Below are 19,423 nucleotides of genomic sequence, written 5' to 3'. Positions count from 1 at the left end.
ATCATCGACGTATGAGGCGTACGTCGTTCGCGAACTGGCCCTGCTCGGTGGCCCGGACCATGGATCTGCTGGGCGACTCGTGGACCCCCCTGGTGCTGCGGGAGGCGTTCTACGGCATCCGCCGGTTCGACGAGTTCCAGCAGGAGCTGGGCATCGCCCGCAACACACTGTCCGAACGGCTGCGCAGGCTGGTGGAGGCGGGGCTGATCGAGAAACGCGTCTACGAGACGCAGCCCGTCCGCCACGAGTACCTGCTGACCGAGTCGGGGCGCGACTTCTATGGCGTCATCCTCGCGATGACCAGCTGGGGCGACCGGTGGCTGGCGGACGAGGCCGGGCCGCCGGTGGTCACCCGCCACGAGACCTGCGGCCACGACACCCACGGCGAGGTGGTCTGCTCCCACTGCAAGGAGCCGCTGGCCTGGGAGGACGTGACCCCGCGCCCCGGCCCCGGCTACCCGCGGAAGCTGCTCGGGCGTCCGGACGTCCGACGGCGGTTCAAGCTGGACGAGCCGGAGCAGTCGACGACGGCCACGGACTGACCCCGGCCGCGCGCCGGACCTCCGGGACGCCGGTCAGGACTTCGGGTCCTGGCTGAGCTGGCGCCGAAGGCTGCGTGTGAGGTGTTCCACCATGGCTTCCGCGGCACGGTCGGGCTTGCGGCGCAGTATCGCGCGTACGACACGTTCGTGTTCCGCGAGCGTCGGGTCGTCGGCGCTCCTGGCACTTCTGAGCCGGAACACATGCAGATGGGAGTGGAGCCGCTCCACCGCGTCGGCAAGCAGCGAACGTTGCGAGGCCGCCGCGATCGCGTCGTGAAAGCGCTGGTCGAGAGCGGCGAAGTCGCGGTAGTCCGCGTACCGCCCCGTCGGCCCCGGATGGGTCTGCATCTCCTCCACGAGCCGTTCGATGGCGTCGAGTTGCTCCTCTGTGGCGTTGACGGCGGCGAGAGCCGCCGCCCTCGGTTCCAGCAGGAGCCGCATTTCGAAGAGTTCCTCGAGGCCCTCGCGGGTCAGCAACTCGGTCGCCCGGTACCCGGAGAGCGACCTTTTCACCACGAGTCCGTCGGACTCGAGCCTGGCCAGCGCCTCTCGGACGGGCGTGGGCGAGACCCCGAGAGCACGCGACAGCGCCTCGATCCCCACGCGTGCGCCCGGGGCGATCTCATGGTCCATGACCATGGCCTTGATCTGCTCGTAGACGCTGTCCGAGAGAACCTGGCGACCAGGACCGGCGGACTGGCTTCTTCCCTCGGACACGTAAGCAGTTTACCGAGGTGAGGGCGCCCGGAGCCGGTAGGCGTTCAGGGCCGTGCCGCCGAAGACGTCACCCCGTTCGTCCACGCTGAGCCCGAGCGTCAGCGCACGGGCCGCTTCGAGCACCTCCGCGTAGTCGGCGGCCACCGTGCACACGGGCCAGTCGGAGCCGTACATGACCCGGTCCGGTCCGAAGGCGCCGAGGACCGTCTCGGCGAAAGGGCGCAGGTCGTCGACTGTCCAGCTGTGCCAGTCGGCCTCCGTGACGAGGCCGGAGAGCTTGCAGCAGGTGTCGGGTTCAGCCGCCAGGGCCCGCAGTTCCGAGGCCCATGGTTCGAGCGCGCCCTCCGCGATGCGGGGTTAGCCGATGTGGTCCAGGACGAACCTGAGCCCCGGCAGACGGCGGGCCGCGGCGGTGGCCGCGGGCAGCTGGTGCGGGAGGATGACGAGGTCGTAGGCCAGTCCGGCGTCGGCCACCGCGGACAGGCCTCGCAGGACGTCCTCCCGCACCAGCCAGCGCGGGTCGGGTTCCGACTGCACCTGGTGCCGGATGCCCACCAGCCTGCCGCCACCGGGTAGTTCGCGCAGCCGGGCCAGCGTGTCCGCGACATCGGGAGCTGTCAGGTCGGTCCATCCGACGACCCCGGCGACCAGGGGGTCGCAGGCCGCCTGCGCCAGCATCTCGGGGGTCTCCTCCGGGACCGTCACGGTCTGCACCATCACGGTCGCGCCGACTCCGGCGCGCTCGGCCGGCGGACGCAGGTCGGACAGCGAGAAGGTCCGGCGCAGGGGCGCGAGTTCCGGACCGGTGATCCATTCCTGGTCCCGCACGGCCAGGTCCCACACATGGTGGTGGGCATCGAGGAGCGGCGTGACGCTCATGCGGTTTCCTCCTCCTCCACCGGCTGCCGGCAGGGTGCGAGCAGGTGGATCGAGTAGTTCCTGATGTGGCAGTCCCGCAGGGTGTCCAGCACCGCCCGGCCTCGTCGCGGTACGACTCGCGGTACCTCTCCGGCTGCTCCGGGCCGACCCGGACCGCCTGTGCCACGCGCTTCATTCCGCGCCCTCCTCAGCGGTCACTGCCGAGAGCGCACGGTCGTGGATGACGCGGATGATCCGGCCGCTCATCCCTTCGTAGTCGCGGTCGTTGACGACCTCGCCGCGGATGCGATGGTCGGCCATGACGAGGACACGGTCCGCCAGCGTGATCATCTCGGTGAGGTCGCTGCTGATCAGCAGGATCGGCAGACCTCCGCGGGCCAGCTCCCAGAGGAGCTCGTGGAAGCCGTGCTTGGTACGGACATCGACGCCCACGGTCGGCTCGTCGACGATCAACAGCCTGGTGTCGGCCGCGAGCCACTTCGCCAGACTCACCTTCTGCTGGTTGCCGCCGGACAGTTCACCGGCGCTCTGTTCGAGTCCCGAGACACGGATACCGAGACGGTCGACCAGGTCCTGCGCCACGTTCCGCTCGTCGGAGGCGGAGACGAACCCGAGGGCTGTGGCCAGCTTCTTCCACACGGTGACCGTGATGTTGCGGTGGATGGGCTGCTCGAGGAAGACGCCCTCTTCCTTGCGGTTCTCGGTCAGGTAGCCGATGCCGAACTCGTGCAGCGCCTGGCGGGGGGCAGTGATCCGGGCCGGCTTGCCGTGCACCCTGATCTCGCCGCCGGTGACCCGGTCCAGGCCCAGAACGGCCCTGACCAGTTCGCTGCGTCCGGCGCCGACGAGTCCGTAGAGACCGACGATCTCACCGGGCCGCACCTCGAGGGAGATGTCCTGGTGGCCGTCGGCGGTGGAGATCCCGTCGAGTGCGAGGACCGGGGCTGCCGTCCGCTCCGTGGTGCGCGGCCGCATCTCGGTCGCCGTATGCGCGCGGCCCACCATCAGGTTCACGATGTCGTCGTGCGTGTGCTCGGTGAGCGGTGCTGATTCCAGCACGGACCTGCCGTCGCGCAGCACGGTGACGGTGTCGCAGATCGCGAAGACCTCTTCCAGCTTGTGGCTCACGAAGACGACGCACGTGTCACGGGCCGTCAGCCGCCGGATGACATCGAAGAGGCGTTCCGCCTCCCGAGGGGACAACGAAGCGGTCGGCTCGTCGAGCAGCAGTACCTCGCTCTCGGTGTGGAGCGCCTTCGCGATCTCCACCAACTGCTACTGCGCCACCGACAGTTCGCGGACCGGCCGGTGCGGGTCGAGGTCCAGACCCAGCTCCGCCAGGCAGCGCAGGGCGGGCGCGTTCATGGCTTCCCGGTCGACGAGCCCACGGCGCGAGGGAGGGCTCTGGAGCGTGATGTTCTCCGCCACCGAGAAGTCGGGTATGAGATTGCGTTCCTGGTGGACGACGCCTATGCCGGTCCGGGTGGCCTCCAGCGGCGAGCGCAGACGGACCTCTTCGCCGCGCCGGGTGAGCCGGCCGCCGTCGGGCGGGTGGACACCGGTCAGGACCTTGATGAGGGTGGACTTGCCGGCGCCGTTCTCGCCCAGCAGCGCGTGCACGGATCCGGCCGTCAGGCGCAGGCCGACGCCGTCCAGGGCCCGTACGCCGGGGAAGACCTTGACGATCTCGTGGCCTTCGAGAAGGACATCGCTCATCGCGCACCTCCCGCGTTCGGCAGAGCGGCGTCAGCCGTCGTTTCCCGGCCGGCCGGTGCCGGCGGGGTACGGCCTTGCGCCTTGCCCTTCTTTTCCATATGTGTCTGGTGGAGGCGGCCACCGACCACTGTGCCGAGCACGACCAGGCCGATGAGGAAATTGACCCAGCTCGGGTCGAGCGAGAACTGGGCGCGTGCGGCGTCGATGAGCCGCATGACGAACGCCGCCAGTACCGTGCCGAACACCGCGACGGATCCGCCGCCCAGCGCGACACCTCCGATGATCGGGGCGGCGAAGCTCGGCAGCAGCCAGTCTCCGCCGACGCTGCGGTTGACGCCGGGCAGCGACGCCGTCGCGGTCACGGCGGCGACACCGACCAGGAGAGCGGACAGGGTGTGGGCGAGCACGATCTGCCGGTCGGTGGAGATGCCCGACAGTCTCGCCGCCAGCGGGTTGCCGCCTGCCGCGAGGAGCCGGCGACCGGCGGTCGCGCGGTACAGGAACGCGGTCAGCAGGGCCGCGGCGGCGAGCGCCGTGAGGAACACCAGCGGGAGGTTCAGGGGGGCCGCCCGGCCGAGGTGCTTGAGGGTCGGTGAGTAGCCGTCGATGGTGCGCGTGCCGACCAGCCGGTACTGGGCTCCCAGCAGGATGGTCATCGTCCCGAGCGTGACGATGAAGCCGTTGATCCGCGTCGCCACGATGAACACACCGGTCGCCAGACCGACCAGCGTCGCCGCCAGCACGCCCGCCACGACGGCGATCGGTGCCGGAACACCGACGTGGGCCATCAGGACACCCGTCAGACAGGCCGTGAAGCCGCCCAGGGCGCCGACGGCGAGGTTGAGCTGTCCGACGCACAGAGCGGCCGTCTGGGCCAGCCCGATGAGGATGGGCGTGGCCAGGTACTGGAGGAAGGTCCGTACCGACGGTCCCTGGAAGAACTCGCCCGAGGAGGCCACACCGAGGGCGAGGTATCCGGCCACTGTCACACACAGCAGGGTCATGGTCGTGGAGCGGGAGATGCGGCGCAGGACCGCGCCGGTCCGGGCTCCGCGATCGTTGATGGTGATCACGTGGAGCGCACCACCTTGCGGTAGGACACGACGGTGCGCACCCGGTCGGCCGACAGGGCGAGCAGGAGGACGCAGCCGAGGTAGATGTTCAGGCTCTCCAGGCCGACGCCGAGCAGATCCAGGCCCTTGCGGATCACGCCGACCAGTGAAGTGCCCAGCAGGACGCCGAGTACGGAGACGACGCCGCCGGTGAGGAGGGTGCCGCCGAGGACCGCGCCGAGGAACGAGGGCAGCATGAAGTCGTCGCCGATGGAGGCGCGGAACGTGCCGGTGCTGACGGCGGCCATGAAGCCGGCGAGCGCGGCGAGCAGTCCGGAGAGGGTGTGCGCGAGGATCACGCGGCGGCCCGTGGGGATGCCCGACAGTTCCGCCGCCGCGGGGTTGGCCCCGGTCAGCAGCAGCTCCCGGCCCATGCGGGTGCGGCCGTAGAGGAGACCGAGGCCGCCCAGCGCCAGGACCGTGAACTGCGCCAGTTGCGGAACGGCCGGGGATCCGCAGATGCGGCCGACGCAGATGTCGGCGAGCGAGGTGGAGCGCAGGTCCATGAGTCCGTTCGGCTGCGTGGTGAAGGCGGCGTTCTCGGTCAGCGCCGAGTAGAGCAGGGAGACCAGTCCCAGCAGGGCGAAGTCCATGGCCAGGGTGACCACGAAGGAGCTCACCCCGGTACGGGCGATGATCCAGCCGGTCAGGGCGCCGATGGCGACGCCGGCGAACAGGCACAGGAGCAGGCCGGGTTGAAGCGGCAGACCGAGCCGGTCGTAGCCGAGGCCCGCGAAGAGAGCGCCGAAGGCGGCCATCCGGCCGACGGCGAGGTTCATGTGTCCCACGGAGAGGACCACCATCTGGGCGAGCGCCACCACGGTGAGCGTCGAGATGTCCCGCAGCAGGGGGAACAGCACGAGCCGCTCGTCGAGGAACGCCGGCCGCAGAGCGCCGAACAGCGCTGCGAGAGCGACGGTGAGCACCAGGAGACCGAGTTGCTGGTTCACCCAGAACGGCAGTCTCTGCGGGGACTGCGGTGCGGCGGCGGCACCGTCGGCCCGGCTGTCGTTCTCCGGTGTCATGGCGGGCGCCTTCATGCCACCCTCCGGTCGTCGACGGCGTCCATGTCCCAGTCGATCCCGATACCCGGCACGTCCGGTGCGACGGCCAGTCCGTCACGGACCGTCAGTTCGGTGCGGGTCACCGCTCGCAACTGCGGAATGTACTCGACGAACATGCCGTTGGGGACCGCGGCGGCCAGGCTGACATGCAGCTCCATCAGGAAGTGCGGACAGACCATGGCGTTGTGGCTCTCCGCGGTGTGCGCGACCTTCAGCCACGGCGTGATGCCGCCGATGCGTGCGGCATCGACCTGTACGACGGAGGCGGCGCCCGACTCCAGGTACGTGCGGAACTGCATGGCGGAGTACAGGGACTCCCCGACGGCCACGGGAATCCTCGTCGCGGCCGCCAGACGGGCGTGTCCGCTGACGTCGTCGGCCGGAAGGGGTTCCTCGAGCCAGTACGGCCCATGGGGCTCGAGCGCGGCCGCGAGGCGGAGCGCCGAGGAGATGGTCTGTGACTGGTTGGCGTCGGTCATGATGTGCATCGACGGGCCGACCACCTCGCGGACGGCCCGCAGCCGCTCGGCGTCCTCGGCCACGTTCGGCTTTCCCACCTTGATCTTGACGCCGGCCCAGCCGGCCTTCTGTGCCTCGAGCGCGGACCGGACCAGGTCGTCGGTGCTCAGGTGGAGCCAGCCGCCTTCGGTGTCGTAGAGCGGGACCTCCTGGCGGTGGCCGCCTGCCAGCCGCCACAGCGGTTCACCGGCGCGCTTGCACCGCAGGTCCCACAGCGCGGTGTCCACGGCGGCGAGGGCGAGGGAGGTGATGGCTCCGGTGGTGGTGGCCCGCGTCGCGGCGAACAGCCGCTGCCACACCGCTTCGATGTTGCGGGCATCCGTGCCGACGAGGAGAGGCAGCAGGTGCTCCCGGAGCAGGGCCAGGACGGAGGACCCGCCGGTGCCGATCGTGTAGGCGTAGCCGGTTCCCCGGAGGCCGTCCCCGGTGGTGACGTCGACGAGGATCGTCTCCTGTTTGACGAAGGACTGCACCGCGTCCGTGCGGTCCTTCTCCACCGCGATGTCGGCGAGCAGCGCCGTGGCGGTCGTGATGAAGGTCATCGTGCGGGGCCCGCTTTCCGTAGTGCCGTCGGCGGTCACTTGCAGACGAGGTACGTGTCTGCGAACTGCTTCTTGAGCTGCTCGGTCTTCGCCTTCCTGGCCGAGTCGTAGGTGCCGACGTTCGCCTTGGTGACCACGAACGAACCGGAGTCGATGATCTGGCCCGGTCGGCGCATGACGCACTGCTTCGTCTGAAGCAGTGCCAGCGCCCAGGTACCTACCTCGGCCTGGCCCACGGGGTTCTGCACCACGGTGGCGGCGACCGAGCCGTCCTTGACACCGCTCAGGATCTTGGCGTCGTCGTCGATGGCCACGACCTTGGCCTTGGATCCGGAACTCCCGACCGCGTCGGCGGCGGCGACGGCGGGGTTGTAGGCGGTGGTGACGATGCCCTGGATCTGGTCGCCCTTGGCCGCGAGCAGGTCGGAGACCGCCTTCTGCGCGGTCTGTAGGTCCTTGTCGACGTCGGTGATGGTCTGGAGCAGCTTCACCTTGCCGCCGGACTCCTTCACCGCCTTGGCCACACCCTTGATGCGCAACTGCGTGTTGGCGTCCACGTTGTTGCCGGTGAGGTGAACGAGGGTGCCCCTGCCGCCCATTGCGTCGATCGTGGCCTTGGCCGCCTTGTAGGCGGCGACCTCCACGTCCGTGGAGAGGCAGAAGTCGGCCTTGTCGGTGCCGCCGGCCGGGCAGGAGGCGAGCGAAGCCACGGCGAAACCCTGTGACTTGAGGTCCGCGAAGGTGGTGTTGATGTCGGTGGGCGACACCCCGAAGACCCCGAACGCGTTGTAGCCGCGAGCCGCCAGCGTGGAGACCAGGTTGTCCTGCTTCTGCTGGTCCCACTCGGAGGTCTCGTCGAAGGTGACGTCCCCGAGGCCGTACTTCTTCTTTGCCGCGGCCCCCGCCGCCTTCCAGGGCTGGAAGTACGGGTGGGCGCCGCCGGGTACGAGGGCCACCTTGGTGCCCGACCCGTCGGCCAACTCGGCAGTGCCCGTACCCGACTTGCCGGACACGGGAGCCTGGGTCCCGGCGCCGGAAGGCCCATCGGAGGACTTGATGGTGCAGGCCGCCGAGCCCGCCATGAGCACAGCGACAGCGACAACTCCTGGCAGAACGGAACGGGTCGGGGGACGCATCTCCACCACTCCCCAGAATCAAATAGGAAATTGGGTAGGGCGATGCTCAGTCACACACTGCTCGCAGTCAACCCCTTGAACCTCACCAGAGCCGGTAAGGGAGGGTATGGCACGACGTTGAGGGGCTCCAGAATCCGGCCATATCGACCCCCTGGCCGGGTACGCGAACTGAGGATGCGAGCTCGAATCCTATAGAATCTTGCTGGCGACTCGAGCGCCTACTGACTGTCGCCCACCGCCTGTTCACGCTTGGATGGTGTCCATGAGCATCGATGAGCACGAACGGCTGATGCGGACCAACCAGGAGAACTGGGACGCGCGTACCCCGGTGCACGTGGCCAGCCGGTTCTACGGGCTCGATCAGACCCCTGACCCCGCACGCTGGTTCGCCCCCTTCGAATGGGATGACCTCGGGGACCTCGGCGGACGCGACGTCCTGCACCTCCAGTGCCACCTCGGCACCGAGACGATCGCTTTCGCCCAGCGTGGGGCGCGGACCGTGGGACTCGACTTCTCCGCCGCGTCCGTGGCGGCGGCCCGCACCGTCGCGGACCGGGCGGGACTCGACGTGACGTATGTACGGGCGAATGTCTACGACGCCGCCGAAGCCCTGGGGCAGCAGCGCTTCGACGTCGTCTACACCGGCAAGGGAGCCCTGTGCTACCTCCCCGATCTTCCGCTGTGGGCACAGACCGTGAGCCGCCTGCTGCGCCCCGGCGGTCGGCTGTACGTCGTCGAATTCCACCCGCTGCTGAACGCCCTCGGTCCGAAGCCCGCTCCGGGGGAGGGCCCCGAGCTGCTGCTGCGCCACGACTATCTCGGCGGCCGCGGGCCTGTTCACCGCGATGCGACGTACACGTACACCGACGGCCCGGCGGTCGAGGGCGCGCGGGACAGCTACGAATGGATGCACGGGATCGACGAGGTCGTCAACGCGGCGACGGAAGCGGGGATGACCATCCGGCGACTGCGGGAGTCCGACGAGCTGCCCTGGCCGCGCTGGCCACAGATGGTCCGTACGCCGTCCGGCTGGTGGCGGCTGCCCGAGCCCCGGATCCCGCTGCTGTACAGCCTGCTGGCGATCCGCTGAGCCGGGAGCCATGAGCCCTGATCGGGTGATGCCCTCACCCGTGAGGTCACGACTAGGCTGCGGCACAGGGGACCCGGGCGGTCGCGGATTCGGGAGGCACCCATGGAGTACTACGACCTCGGCACCCATCGGCGTCCGGTGACGACCTCGTCCCCCGAGGCCCAGACGTGGTTCGACCGCGGGCTTGTGTGGACGTACGCGTTCAACCACGAGGAGGCCGTCTCCTGCTACGAGGCCGCCGTCGCAGCCGACCCCGACTGCGCCATGGCGTACTGGGGCATCGCCTACGCGCTCGGCCCCAACTACAACAAGCCGTGGGACTTCTTCGACGAGCAGGACCTCGCGCGGACCGTCGAACGCACCCACGCGGCCGTCGAGCTGGCCCAGGAGAAGGCGGCCACCGCCACGCCCGTCGAACGTGCTCTGATCGACGCGCTGCGCGCCCGCTACCCGAAGGCGCGAGCTGTCGAGGACTGCTCGGTGTGGAACGCGCCGTACGCCGACAGGATGCGTGCCGTCTACGAGCTGGCCCCGCACGACCTGGACGTCGCCACCCTCTACGCCGACGCGCTGATGAACCTCACGCCCTGGCAACTGTGGGACCTGCGCACCGGCGAGCCGGCGAAAGGCGCCCGCACACGCGAGGCCAAGGCCGTCCTCGACCGTGCGCTCGTCATGGACGGCGGCGCGGCGCACCCGGGCATCCTGCACCTGTACGTCCATCTGATGGAGATGTCCCCGACGCCCGAGGCGGCACTGCGCGTCGCCGACCGGCTGCGCGGCCTGGTGCCGGACGCCGGGCACCTTCAGCACATGCCCTCGCACCTGGAGGTGCTCTGCGGCGACTACCGTCGCGTGGTGACGGACAACAGCGCGGCGATCGTCGCCGACGAGAAGTTCGGCGACTCGCATGCTGTTCAACAACACCTGCACCGACATCCTCGCGGTCGCGTCGGCGATGCTCGACGGTGAACTCGCGTACCGCAAGGGTGACTACGACGCCGCCTTCGCGGCGCTCGAGCGGTCGATCGAGCTGGACGACAACCTTCCCTACGACGAGCCGTGGGGGTGGATGCAGCCGACCCGGCACGCCTACGGAGCCCTGCTCCTCGAACAGGGGCGCGTCGCGGAGGCCGAAGCGGTCTACCGGGCCGATCTCGGACTCGACGACACGCTTGCCCGCCCGTTGCAGCACCCCGGAAACGTCTGGTCCCTGCACGGGTTCCACGAATGTCTCCTCCGCCTGGGAAAGACCGGCGAGGCGCGTCTCGTGGCCCAGCAGCTGAAGATCGCCGCCGCGACGGCGGACGTACCGGTCGAGGCGTCCTGCTTCTGCCGCCTGGAAGCCGTGCCGAGCACCGCCGACGCGGACGACTGCTGTGCGAAGGGCCACTGAGGACTGCTGAGGCGATCGCCGGCACCGGACAGCGCGGCGGGACCCGATGGCTGGAACCAGTCCGGCCGGAATCGTGTCTTTGTGCGCGTGGCCGGATGCTCCTGGGACGCCCAGGAACCGCGGGGGTGCCACAGTCCCTGGGGGATGGCGATGAACGCATGGGCAGTACCGGGGTACTCCGAGTCGCTCGAACTCGGCTCCGGAGCCAGTGGGCGGGTGGTCTGCGCCGTTCACGAGGAGACCGGTGTGCCGGTCGCCGTGAAGTACCTGAGCGAGTCGCTGCGGACCCGGCCGGGCTTCGTGCACGGGTTCCGCGCCGAGGCGCAGTTGCTCGGCGGGCTGGAGAGCCCGTACGTCACCTGTCTCTACGAATACGTGGAGGCGGCTGAGGGCGCCGCCATCGTGATGGAGCTCGTGGACGGGGTCTCCCTGCGGACGCTGCTGGCGAGGCAGGACCCCATGGCACCCGAGGCCGCGCTGACCGTACTCAAGGGGTCGCTGCTCGGTCTGGCCGACGCGCACGGGGTCGGTGTGGTCCACCGGGACTACAAGCCCGAGAACGTCCTGGTCACGCCGGAGGGAGTGTCCAAGCTCGTCGACTTCGGCATCGCGGTGGACGCCGGCGTGAGCGCCGGCATCGCCGGAACCCCCGCCTATATGGCTCCGGAGCAGTGGACCGGGGCGCCTGCCTCTTTCGCCGGCGACGTGTACGCGGCCACCGCCACGTTCTTCGAGTGTCTGACGGGCCGCAAGCCCTACACGGGTGACAGCCTGGCCGAGCTGGCGTTGCAGCATGTGGAGGGTCCCGTCCCGGTCGAGGACGTGCCCGAGGTGGTGGGTTCGCTGGTCCGCCGGGGGCTGGCCAAGTCGGCGGCGGACCGCCCCACGGACGCGATGGCGTTCGTCACCGACCTCGAGCAGAGCGCCGTCGCCGGCTACGGGGACGACTGGGAGGAGCGCGGGCGTGGCCTGCTCGCCGCGCTCGTCGCCCTGCTGCTCCGCCCCTCCGTACCCCAAGCGCCCTCCGCGGCCACCGACACGGCCCGTACGGTGCTCAGCCGGGCGCCGGGGACGGGCCGGCTCCACGAGTGGCGGCCCTCGTGGCCCGGGATCGTCGTGTCCGGAGCTGCCCTGCTGGCGGCGGTCCTGCTCGCCCAGGGCATCGGCCGGGGCTCCGCCCCGGACGCCGGGCAGGCGGCGCAGGTCCTGGCCACCTCGAGCGCCGCTGCGGCCTCCGGCGCGAGCCCGCACCCGCCGGACACGGTCACGCCCTCGACCGTCACGGACTCCGCGACGCCCGGCACCTTCCCTTCCGCTTCGGGCACCGACGCCTCGGCGTCGCCCACGGCACTCGGTACCACCCCGGCGGACTCCCCCGGGCCCACCGGGAGCACCGGCGCGACGACCACACCCAGCACCACACCGAGCTCCCCCACCGCCACGGCCGGCACCTCGGCACCGGCCGCACCCGGGGTCAAGGACGTCACCCTGTCCGAGTTCCGGCAGACGGGCCCGGCGACGGCGACGGCGACCATCACCGTCACCACGGACGGCACCGGCCCCCTCACCATCACCGTCGGCTGGTTCTCGGGCGACACCGGCGGACAGCCCGGCGCGCAGGACGGTCAGCCCACGTCGTACCAGCGCAGCGGCGCCACGCAGTACACACTCACCGTCGACCACGACTTCCAGGGCACCGGCTGCTACTGGACGGTGCAGGCCACGACCGCTCCCACCGCCGCCGACGGCGGCGCGTCGCAGCAACTCCTGACCCGGCAGTGCGAGATCCGATGACCACTCCCGAAGAGCACCCGTCCCTCTCCCGGCGCGAGGACAGCGACGACTACAGCGCGACCGGACTGGCCAGCCACTGGATCCACGGACCCGACACCCTCACCGCGGCCACGCTCGTGGACGCGCCAGGGGCGCCCACACGGCCGGACGGCCTCGGCCCCACCGTGCTGCGCTTCGGTCCCGGGGTGACCGCCGCTCTGGCACATCGCCCGCGCCCGGCCCTGTCCGCCCTCGCGGCGCCCGCCGCGCACCCACCGCGGGGTCGACGTCTGCGCCGGCATGCCCTGCCCGCGCTCGTCGTGAGCGCCGTGCTCCTGTTTCTCTGGTGGCAGGAACACAGGACCCCGGACCTGGCCGTGGACCGGGTCACCGTCAGCTCCGCGGACCGGACCCTGGGATGCGGCCGGACCACGGACATCACCGGTGTCGTCGGCACCAACGGGCGCAAGGGCACACTGACCTATCGCTGGGAACGCAACGACGGCACGTCCTCCGGCCTGCTGCACACCACCGTCGGCCAAGGACAGCGAATCGCACGGCTGAATCTTCGGTGGACCTTCCAGGGCCGAGGCCGCTTTCCCGCCACAGCCACGCTGCACATCCTCTCCCCCGCCACCCGGACGGCGACCGTCCGCCTCACCTACGCCTGTCACTGACGGACCTGGCACCGAGCTCACCCGGAGCGATTGCCGACCGACTACGCGGAGCGCTCCTCACCCGGCGAGTCCCGGCAGCGCACGGCGAGGGCCGCGATGTCGTCATCGAGCCTTCCGCCGCTGTAGCGGAGCAGGTCCCGGTGAAGCCTGTCCAGCAGCTCACGGGGCGGCGCCGGGCCGAACTGTCGCATCCAGTCCGGCAGCGGGAAGAACGTGCCCTCGCGGTCCCGGGTCTCCGTCACACCGTCGGTGTAGAGCAGCATCTGGTCGCCCGCGCCGAAGGTGACGTAGTCGACGGTGTACTGGTCTCCGAGGAGGGTTCCCAGATTGAGGGGCGGCGAAGGCGCGGCGGACTCGAGGACCCGGACCTCCCCTCGCTCCACGAGCAGCGGCGGTGGGTGCCCGCAGTTGAGGATTCTGACCTGCCCGCCGCCGTACGGGATCTCCACGATCAGCGCGGTCGCGAAGTGCTCCAGCTGATCCGTGGCGAGGGACGCGAGGCTGAAACGCGCCATACTGGTCTCCAGGCGATGGATGACGCCCCTCAGATCGGGCTGGTCGTACGCGTTCTCCCGGAAGCAGTTGATCACCGCCGAGGCCGCTCCCACCGCTGGGAGTCCCTTGCCGCGCACATCACCGATGAGCAGCCGTACCCCGTACGGCGTGTCGGCCGCCTCATAGAAGTCGCCTCCGATCCGGGCCTGCTCCTGGGCCGCCACATACAGCGACTCGATCTCGACGTCGCGGATGCGGCGCGGCAGCGGGCGGAGCAGCACCTTCTGGGCTGCGTCGGCGACGAGCCGGACCTGGAAGAGCAGCTCCTCCCGCTGGAGCCGGAGATGACTGGCGTATGCCGCCGCCAGAGTGACCGTGGTGATCGCGGCAGCCGTGTACGGCGTCCCCAGATCGGAGTAGACGAAGCTGAGCCCGATCATGACCAGCAGACAGCACGCCCCCAGCAGGATGGTCGGGACGACGGACCACAGCGCGGCGGCGAGGGCGGGTGCCGCGGGCAGGAGGCGGCTGAAGGCGATCTCTCTGGGAGTCGCGAATGCCAGGCCGGTGATGAGGACGGTGAGGACCACCGGTGACAGCAGTACGACTTCCCGCCCGCCGTCGTATGGAGGGCGGCGACGCCGGAGCCGTCCCGATCTGATCACAAAATGCATCCTAATGGGATAAATAGGAACCGCATCGCGATGAAGCAGGCCGGCCCCCGGCTCCGCCGACGACGCACAACCTCACGGACGCCCTCGCCCGACCCGACCGTATCGTCCAGATCGGCCTGACCAACTCCGCGGTCTCGGTCGTCGCTTCGGTACTGCTGATCATCCCGCTGGGCGCGGCCCTCAGCTTCTGGCTGTCCCGCCGCTCCGCCCGCCTGCGCCGGATCGTCCTGGCGGTCTTCGCAGCCGGTTTGATGATCCCGCCCGCGGTGATCCTGCTGCCCACCCTCCGCGTCCTGACCTTCCCGCACCTGGACCACACCTGTCCGGGACTGGCCCTGACCGACGTCGGTGGCGGCTACCTGTCGTTCGCGGTCTTCGTCCACTTCGGCTTCCTGTGTTCGATCCCCGGCGAGATCATCGAGGCCGCGACCGTGGACGGCGCCGGAACGCTGCGGATCTGACGGACGATCGTCATGCCGCCGCCGCGCCGGGCCACGGCGACCGTGGCGATCTTCCTGTCGCTGTGGATCTGGAACGACTAGCCGGCCATCCTGGCCGGCGCCCCCGATCCGGACCACGTGCTCTCCCGCGCCCACACGGCCCTTTCCTGCCCCGCATCAGCGCCTTCGCCAGTACCACCGACCTGCGCGCCATCCTCCGCGACCAGGGCTTCGACACGCTGGTTCTCGCCGGGCTGTCCACCGGCGGAGTGGTACTGACAACCCTTCGGCAGGGCCGCGGACGACGACTTCCAGCTCTACGTGCTCAAGGACGCGACCGCCGATCCCGACCCCGAGGTCCACCGCGTCCTGACCGAGAAGGTCTTCCCGCACCACGCGCACGTCATCGACACCGACGAACTGTCGACGCTGAGCAAGACGGCCTGAGTCGCCCGGTCCGGGCGATGAGTCCCCCGGTCCGGGCGTGCCCCGTGCCGGCCGGACCCGCGTGGATGAGCGTCTTGCGGCCGTCGCCGGGATCCTTGCTGGTGCTGGTCAGACCTCCGTCGCGAAGAGCCACGAGCGTCTCGGCCATCGACTGCCGACAGCACGTGCTCGGCTGCGCCGGCTCGCTGGCCGTGAGGGCTGGACGGTCGCCGGGTCAGTGCGAGTCGGCCGGGACGGGCGAGAGGCGGTAGACGCCCTCGTGGGTGATGACGCGGCCGGCGGTGGGCGGCGCGAAGTGGGTGCCCAGGACGAGGGTGTCCGTGTCGGCAAGAGTGCCGAGCAGGTCGCGGCGCGAGGCCTCGGACTGTTCGGGGTCGATGTCGACGCAGGCGCCGATGGCGGGGTGGGCTAGCTGGACGGGGTGGTGGATGCAGTCGCCGGTGATCAGAGCCGTCTGTCCGCGGCTGTTCAGCTCCACGGCGATGTGGCCGGGGGTGTGACCGGGGGTGGGCAGCAGACGCAGGCCCGGGGCGACATCGACGCCCTCGGCGGGTACGTCGATGAGGTCGAGCAGTCCCGCCTGCTCGACCGGGATCACGGAGTCGCGGAACATCTGCCTGCGCGCCTCGTCCATGTCGTACCCGGCCCAGAACTCCCTCTCGGTGCGGGAGGTCAGATGACGGGCGTTGGGGAAGGTGGGAACCCACTCACCGTTCACCTCCTGGGTGTTCCAGCCGACGTGGTCGGCGTGCAGGTGGGTGAGGAGCACCAGGTCGATCGTGTCCGGGGCGAATCCGGCGGCGGTGAGGCGCTGAAGGTAGTCGGTGTCCAGGTTGTGCCAGGCGGGGTTGGCCCGCTCCTTGCCGTTGCCGATGCCGGTGTCCACCAGGATGCGCAAGCCGCCGAGGGTGAACGCGAAGCTGTGGCTGTCCAGGCGCAGGATGCCCTCGTCGTCGGCGAAGTGGGGCCGCAGCCAGTCCTGGCCGGTGACGACGTCCGGGGTGGCGTCGGGCAGCAGCCACGGTCCGGTGGCGGGCGGCAGGAGGACCTCGTCGATGCGGTGGACGACGATGTCGCCCACGGTCCAGGAGGGGACGGCCGTCGGGTCGGTGGCCAGTGGGCTGCTCATGATCAGTCGTTTTCCCTTGGTCTCGTCAGGACGGAAGGCCGGTGTGTGCGCTGTGGGCTGCCCTGCCCCGTGACACGGCGAGTGCCGACAGGGCCGCGAAGGCAAGCAGGGCGGCGGCGATGGCGTAGGTGTGGGCGGTGGTGCGCAGCCCATACTGCTGGGTGGCTGCGCCCGCTGTGATGGCGGGCAGGCTCATGGAGAGGTGGCTGAGCACGTGGTAGGCGGCCAGGGTCGCGGATCCACCGCCGCTGGGGGACCTCCAGGAGCTGCTGTCGGACGTGGCGGTCGAGCGTCTGCGGCCCGAGACCGCACCTGGGGGCCACGGTGCCCTGCCGTCCGACCTTGACGGCCTGGGCCGAGCAGTTCCTCGACGAGATGGCCTCCCCCATCGGCCGTGCCTACATCCGCGACGCCCTGCTCGGCGACCCGGACGGCAGCAACGCCGGCCAGTGCTCCGCCTACGTCGCCGAGCAGATCGACGTCGTCCTCGCCCGCGCGGCCGAACGCGGGGAGGAGACAGCCGACGTCGAGACGGTCATGGACGGCGTCCTCGCCCCCCTGATGTACCGCTTCCTCTTCCGCCCGGACGGCCTCGATGCCGCGTACGCCCACCGGCTCGTGACAGGAATCCTCGGCCCGGCCGGCCGGTGACCCGCAGCCGGGAGAGCCGTGGCGTACGGCCGGTCACGGCAGGATGGAGTCGACGTATCCGCCGTCCACCCGCAGTGCGCCGCCGGTGGTGGCCGAGGCCTGGTCGGAGCTGAGGTACACCACCATGTGGGCGATCTCCTCCGGCTCGATCAGACGCTGGAGCAGCGACTGGGGCCGGTGCTCGCGCATGAAGACCCGCTGGGCTTCGTCCCAGGGCAGGTCGCGGTCGACGAGTTCGTAGACGAAGTCCTCGACGCCTCCGGTGTGGGTGGGGCCGGCGATCACGGAGTTCACCGTGACGCCCGTGCCGGCCGCCTGCTTGGCGAAGCCCCGGCTCACCGCGAGCAGCGCGGTCTTCGACATGCCGTAGTGGATCATCTCGGCCGGGATGACGACCGCCGAGTCACTGGCGATGTTCTGGATGCGCCCCCAGCCCCGTTCGGTCATGCCCGGCAGGTACAGGCGGGTGAGCCGTACGGCGGCCAGCACGTTCACCTCGAAGTAGCGCCGCCACTCCTCATCGGTGATCTTCAGGGGGTCCTCGGCGCCGAAGATCCCCACATTGTTGACGAGGATGTCCACCTCCGGCAGGGCCTCGGTGGCCTGACGGGCGCCCTCCTCGCTCGTCACGTCCGCCGCGACCGGGACGAAGTCCGCCCCGGGCACCTCCCGTGCCAGTCGGTCGACGCTGTCGTCCACGCGCTGCGGGCTGCGGCCGTTGACGCCCACCCGGGCCCCGGCACGCGCCAGACCGGCGGCGATCGCCGCGCCGATGCCCTGTGTGGAGCCGGTGACCAGTGCCGTGCGGCCTTTCAGATCGATCTGCATCGTCGCATCCCCTTCGTGTGTGGTCCCGGACAGGTACCCACCAGGTACCCGCGTCGACGCCACACGTAAGAGCACGCGCTCAGCTCGACGCGGGCAGACCTGTCGCCGGTCGTCGGCGTTCCAGGTTTCGAGCGATCCGCTGTCCGAGCTTCGCTCGGCAATCGGGCCGCTCCGCCGCGGTGACCGAGAAGATCGCGGAGCCACGGAGCCGACCGTCCCCGTGATCGCGGCCCGCGAGCAGCTGTTGCGCGCCTCGGTATGCCAGGGGTACCCGACTTCGATCGCGCACACGCCGCCTCCGGCCGGCCACAGCAGCGGATCCCGATAGGCCGTGGCCCCGACCGCCCGCCCCGACACCCGGTCCACCTGCGCGTACGGGGCGAGTTTCCCGGCCGCGGCACGCGCGAGCTGGGCGATGTACCCGCCGACCTCGGCCGCCGTGGGCACCGAGGTGAACCGGTACCAGCCGCGGTCCTCCTCCGCCGCCACCGCCAGGTCCGCCGCATGACGGTGATCCAGAGGCTCCAGGCGCACGAGCGTGCCTTCCGGAACGGATTCGGCACTCACCGCGACCGGGCTCGGTCACCAGGCATGACTCGCGCTGTACGTGGCACACCTGTTGAGCATGAGCACCACCGAAGTACGGCGGGGCGAGCCGGTCACCACGATCCTTACCTGGGAGGTGCGCCCCGGCAAGGAGCAGGAGTTCGAGGACTGGACGCACGGGATCGCCCACTGCGCCAGACAGTTCCCGGGCAACGAGGGCGTCTCATGGCTGCGCCCCGAGGAGGGGCACCGCTTCCACGCGGTGCTGCGCTGGTCCGATGCGCACCGGCTCACCGCGTGGCTGGAGTCGGACGAACGTGCGGCCTGGCACGCGCGGATCAGGGGTGTCGCCACGGAGATCGGCAGCGAACGGCAGTCGACGTCCGGGATGGAGACCTGGTTCAGCTTGCCCGGCACCACTGTGCAGGCACCGCCCCGCTGGAAGATGGTACTCACCACCTTCCTCGGCGCCTATCCGTTCACGCTGCTGATCCAGGCGCTGGTGACGCCCCGCACGAGCGCCTGGCCCCTGCCGCTGCGGGCCGCCGTGTTCCCGGTGGTGCTGCTGCCGACGCTGACGTACCTGGTGATGCCGCGGCTGAGCCGCCTGCTGCGGCGCTGGCTGTACCCTCCACCGGACGAGTGATCACGGCCGTTCAGGCCTCGCTCCGGCAATCTCACCGACAAGGTCGGGCCGTGCCAGGCCGTCGTGGCGGGCCTGCTGCCGACCGCGGCGGGAACACTGCCGTTCATCATCGGCACCGGCACCGGCACCGGGTACGGCTTTGTCCTCTCCCGCGCGCTCGTCGTCCGCGGCTTCGGCATGAGCGCGGCCGACCTGGCCGTCATGGCCGGCGCCTTCCAATGCCTCGACCGTGCGCGCATCCCGGACGCCGGCACCACGACGCGGATCGTCCAGCAGCTCGCCGGGGTATTCGGCACCGCCGTCCTCGCCGTCGGGGTCGCGCTGCCGCTCCCCGCCCGGCGGCCGATGCCCGCAGCAGCTCAAGTGGCTGGCAGAACCTGAACGCCGGTCGTAGCGCGCCCATC

The 19,423-nt window shown here is 70.4% G+C and carries 18 protein-coding genes and 5 pseudogenes; 12 read left to right on the top strand and 11 right to left on the bottom strand.

Annotated features, from left to right (window positions below):
• The first annotated feature begins 11 nt into the window (after positions 1-11).
• Entirely contained in the window at positions 12-542 is a 531-nt protein-coding gene (locus ACWGJM_RS14255; protein WP_453411956.1) for a winged helix-turn-helix transcriptional regulator, read from the top strand.
• A gap of 33 nt (positions 543-575) precedes the next feature.
• Here the strand turns inward: ACWGJM_RS14255 and ACWGJM_RS14250 are convergent, their stop codons facing one another.
• From ACWGJM_RS14250 to ACWGJM_RS14220, 7 genes and pseudogenes are all read right to left on the bottom strand, one after another.
• Positions 576-1,259, bottom strand: a complete 684-nt coding sequence (locus ACWGJM_RS14250) for a GntR family transcriptional regulator (protein WP_453411955.1) — start codon at positions 1,257-1,259, stop codon at positions 576-578.
• A gap of 9 nt (positions 1,260-1,268) precedes the next feature.
• Positions 1,269-2,138: pseudogene (locus tag ACWGJM_RS14245) on the bottom strand (amidohydrolase family protein).
• Between the two features lie 171 nt (positions 2,139-2,309).
• A pseudogene (locus ACWGJM_RS14240) lies at positions 2,310-3,854 on the bottom strand (sugar ABC transporter ATP-binding protein).
• Entirely contained in the window at positions 3,851-4,927 is a 1,077-nt protein-coding gene (locus ACWGJM_RS14235; RefSeq protein ID WP_453411954.1) for an ABC transporter permease, read from the bottom strand. Before ACWGJM_RS14235 ends, ACWGJM_RS14240 begins: the two are co-directional and overlap by 4 nt.
• Entirely contained in the window at positions 4,924-6,006 is a 1,083-nt protein-coding gene (locus ACWGJM_RS14230; RefSeq protein WP_453411953.1) for an ABC transporter permease, read from the bottom strand. The genes ACWGJM_RS14235 and ACWGJM_RS14230 overlap by 4 nt, the downstream gene beginning before the upstream one ends.
• Positions 6,003-7,091 carry a mandelate racemase/muconate lactonizing enzyme family protein gene (locus ACWGJM_RS14225; protein ID WP_453411952.1) on the bottom strand — a complete coding sequence of 363 codons (1,089 nt, stop codon included), beginning with the start codon at positions 7,089-7,091 and terminating at the stop codon, positions 6,003-6,005. Before ACWGJM_RS14225 ends, ACWGJM_RS14230 begins: the two co-directional genes overlap by 4 nt.
• A 35-nt stretch (positions 7,092-7,126) precedes the next feature.
• The gene (locus ACWGJM_RS14220) at positions 7,127-8,227 is read right to left on the bottom strand and encodes a sugar ABC transporter substrate-binding protein (protein WP_453411951.1); all 1,101 of its coding nucleotides are present in this window, start codon (positions 8,225-8,227) and stop codon (positions 7,127-7,129) included.
• A 262-nt stretch (positions 8,228-8,489) separates the two neighbouring features.
• Here ACWGJM_RS14220 and ACWGJM_RS14215 point away from each other — a divergent pair, with 262 nt between their 5' ends.
• The 4 genes and pseudogenes from ACWGJM_RS14215 (at position 8,490) to ACWGJM_RS14200 (ending at position 13,163) form a co-directional block, all read left to right on the top strand.
• Positions 8,490-9,317, top strand: coding sequence for a class I SAM-dependent methyltransferase (locus ACWGJM_RS14215; protein WP_453411950.1), 828 nt, complete (start codon positions 8,490-8,492; stop codon positions 9,315-9,317).
• Positions 9,318-9,419: 102 nt separating this feature from the next.
• Positions 9,420-10,713, top strand: a pseudogene (locus ACWGJM_RS14210) (hypothetical protein).
• A gap of 150 nt (positions 10,714-10,863) precedes the next feature.
• Positions 10,864-12,507 (top strand): serine/threonine-protein kinase, encoded by a 1,644-nt coding sequence (locus ACWGJM_RS14205; protein ID WP_453411949.1) that lies wholly within the window; start codon positions 10,864-10,866, stop codon positions 12,505-12,507.
• Positions 12,504-13,163, top strand: coding sequence for a hypothetical protein (locus ACWGJM_RS14200; protein ID WP_453411948.1), 660 nt, complete (start codon positions 12,504-12,506; stop codon positions 13,161-13,163). The genes ACWGJM_RS14205 and ACWGJM_RS14200 overlap by 4 nt, the downstream gene beginning before the upstream one ends.
• Before the next feature lie 41 nt (positions 13,164-13,204).
• Here ACWGJM_RS14200 and ACWGJM_RS14195 read toward each other — a convergent pair whose 3' ends face one another.
• On the bottom strand, positions 13,205-14,323 hold the full coding sequence (locus ACWGJM_RS14195) for a PP2C family protein-serine/threonine phosphatase (protein ID WP_453411947.1): 1,119 nt from the start codon (positions 14,321-14,323) through the stop codon (positions 13,205-13,207).
• Between the two features lie 260 nt (positions 14,324-14,583).
• Between ACWGJM_RS14195 and ACWGJM_RS14190 the strand changes: the two genes are divergently transcribed.
• The 3 genes and pseudogenes from ACWGJM_RS14190 (at position 14,584) to ACWGJM_RS14180 (ending at position 15,219) form a co-directional block, all read left to right on the top strand.
• A complete protein-coding gene (locus tag ACWGJM_RS14190) occupies positions 14,584-14,793 on the top strand; it encodes a hypothetical protein (protein ID WP_453411946.1) in 210 nt (69 codons plus the stop codon).
• Positions 14,727-15,011 (top strand): annotated as a pseudogene (locus ACWGJM_RS14185) (hypothetical protein); the annotation flags it as partial. The gene ACWGJM_RS14190 and the pseudogene ACWGJM_RS14185, both read left to right, overlap by 67 nt.
• An 82-nt stretch (positions 15,012-15,093) precedes the next feature.
• Positions 15,094-15,219 carry a hypothetical protein gene (locus tag ACWGJM_RS14180; RefSeq protein ID WP_453412013.1) on the top strand — a complete coding sequence of 42 codons (126 nt, stop codon included), beginning with the start codon at positions 15,094-15,096 and terminating at the stop codon, positions 15,217-15,219.
• A 214-nt stretch (positions 15,220-15,433) separates the two neighbouring features.
• Here ACWGJM_RS14180 and ACWGJM_RS14175 read toward each other — a convergent pair whose 3' ends face one another.
• A complete protein-coding gene (locus tag ACWGJM_RS14175) occupies positions 15,434-16,348 on the bottom strand; it encodes an MBL fold metallo-hydrolase (RefSeq protein WP_453411945.1) in 915 nt (304 codons plus the stop codon).
• Between the two features lie 25 nt (positions 16,349-16,373).
• Positions 16,374-16,544, bottom strand: a complete 171-nt coding sequence (locus ACWGJM_RS14170) for a hypothetical protein (RefSeq protein ID WP_453411944.1) — start codon at positions 16,542-16,544, stop codon at positions 16,374-16,376.
• A 35-nt stretch (positions 16,545-16,579) separates the two neighbouring features.
• On the opposite strand from ACWGJM_RS14170, the pseudogene ACWGJM_RS14165 reads away from it, so the two are divergent.
• Positions 16,580-16,999: pseudogene (locus tag ACWGJM_RS14165) on the top strand (TetR-like C-terminal domain-containing protein); the annotation flags it as partial.
• 33 nt (positions 17,000-17,032) lie between these two features.
• On the opposite strand, the gene ACWGJM_RS14160 reads toward ACWGJM_RS14165, so the two are convergent.
• Entirely contained in the window at positions 17,033-17,827 is a 795-nt protein-coding gene (locus tag ACWGJM_RS14160) for an SDR family NAD(P)-dependent oxidoreductase (protein WP_453411943.1), read from the bottom strand.
• 331 nt (positions 17,828-18,158) lie between these two features.
• Here ACWGJM_RS14160 and ACWGJM_RS14155 point away from each other — a divergent pair, with 331 nt between their 5' ends.
• From ACWGJM_RS14155 to ACWGJM_RS14145, 3 genes are all read left to right on the top strand, one after another.
• Entirely contained in the window at positions 18,159-18,335 is a 177-nt protein-coding gene (locus ACWGJM_RS14155) for a hypothetical protein (RefSeq protein WP_453411942.1), read from the top strand.
• 117 nt (positions 18,336-18,452) lie between these two features.
• Positions 18,453-19,019, top strand: coding sequence for an antibiotic biosynthesis monooxygenase (locus tag ACWGJM_RS14150; protein WP_453411941.1), 567 nt, complete (start codon positions 18,453-18,455; stop codon positions 19,017-19,019).
• 63 nt (positions 19,020-19,082) lie between these two features.
• Positions 19,083-19,400 (top strand): hypothetical protein, encoded by a 318-nt coding sequence (locus tag ACWGJM_RS14145; protein ID WP_453411940.1) that lies wholly within the window; start codon positions 19,083-19,085, stop codon positions 19,398-19,400.
• Positions 19,401-19,423 lie beyond the last annotated feature (23 nt).

The sequence above is a fragment of the Streptomyces sp. NPDC054834 genome (assembly GCF_053611185.1).
This window is presented reverse-complemented; position numbering and strand designations above follow the sequence as displayed.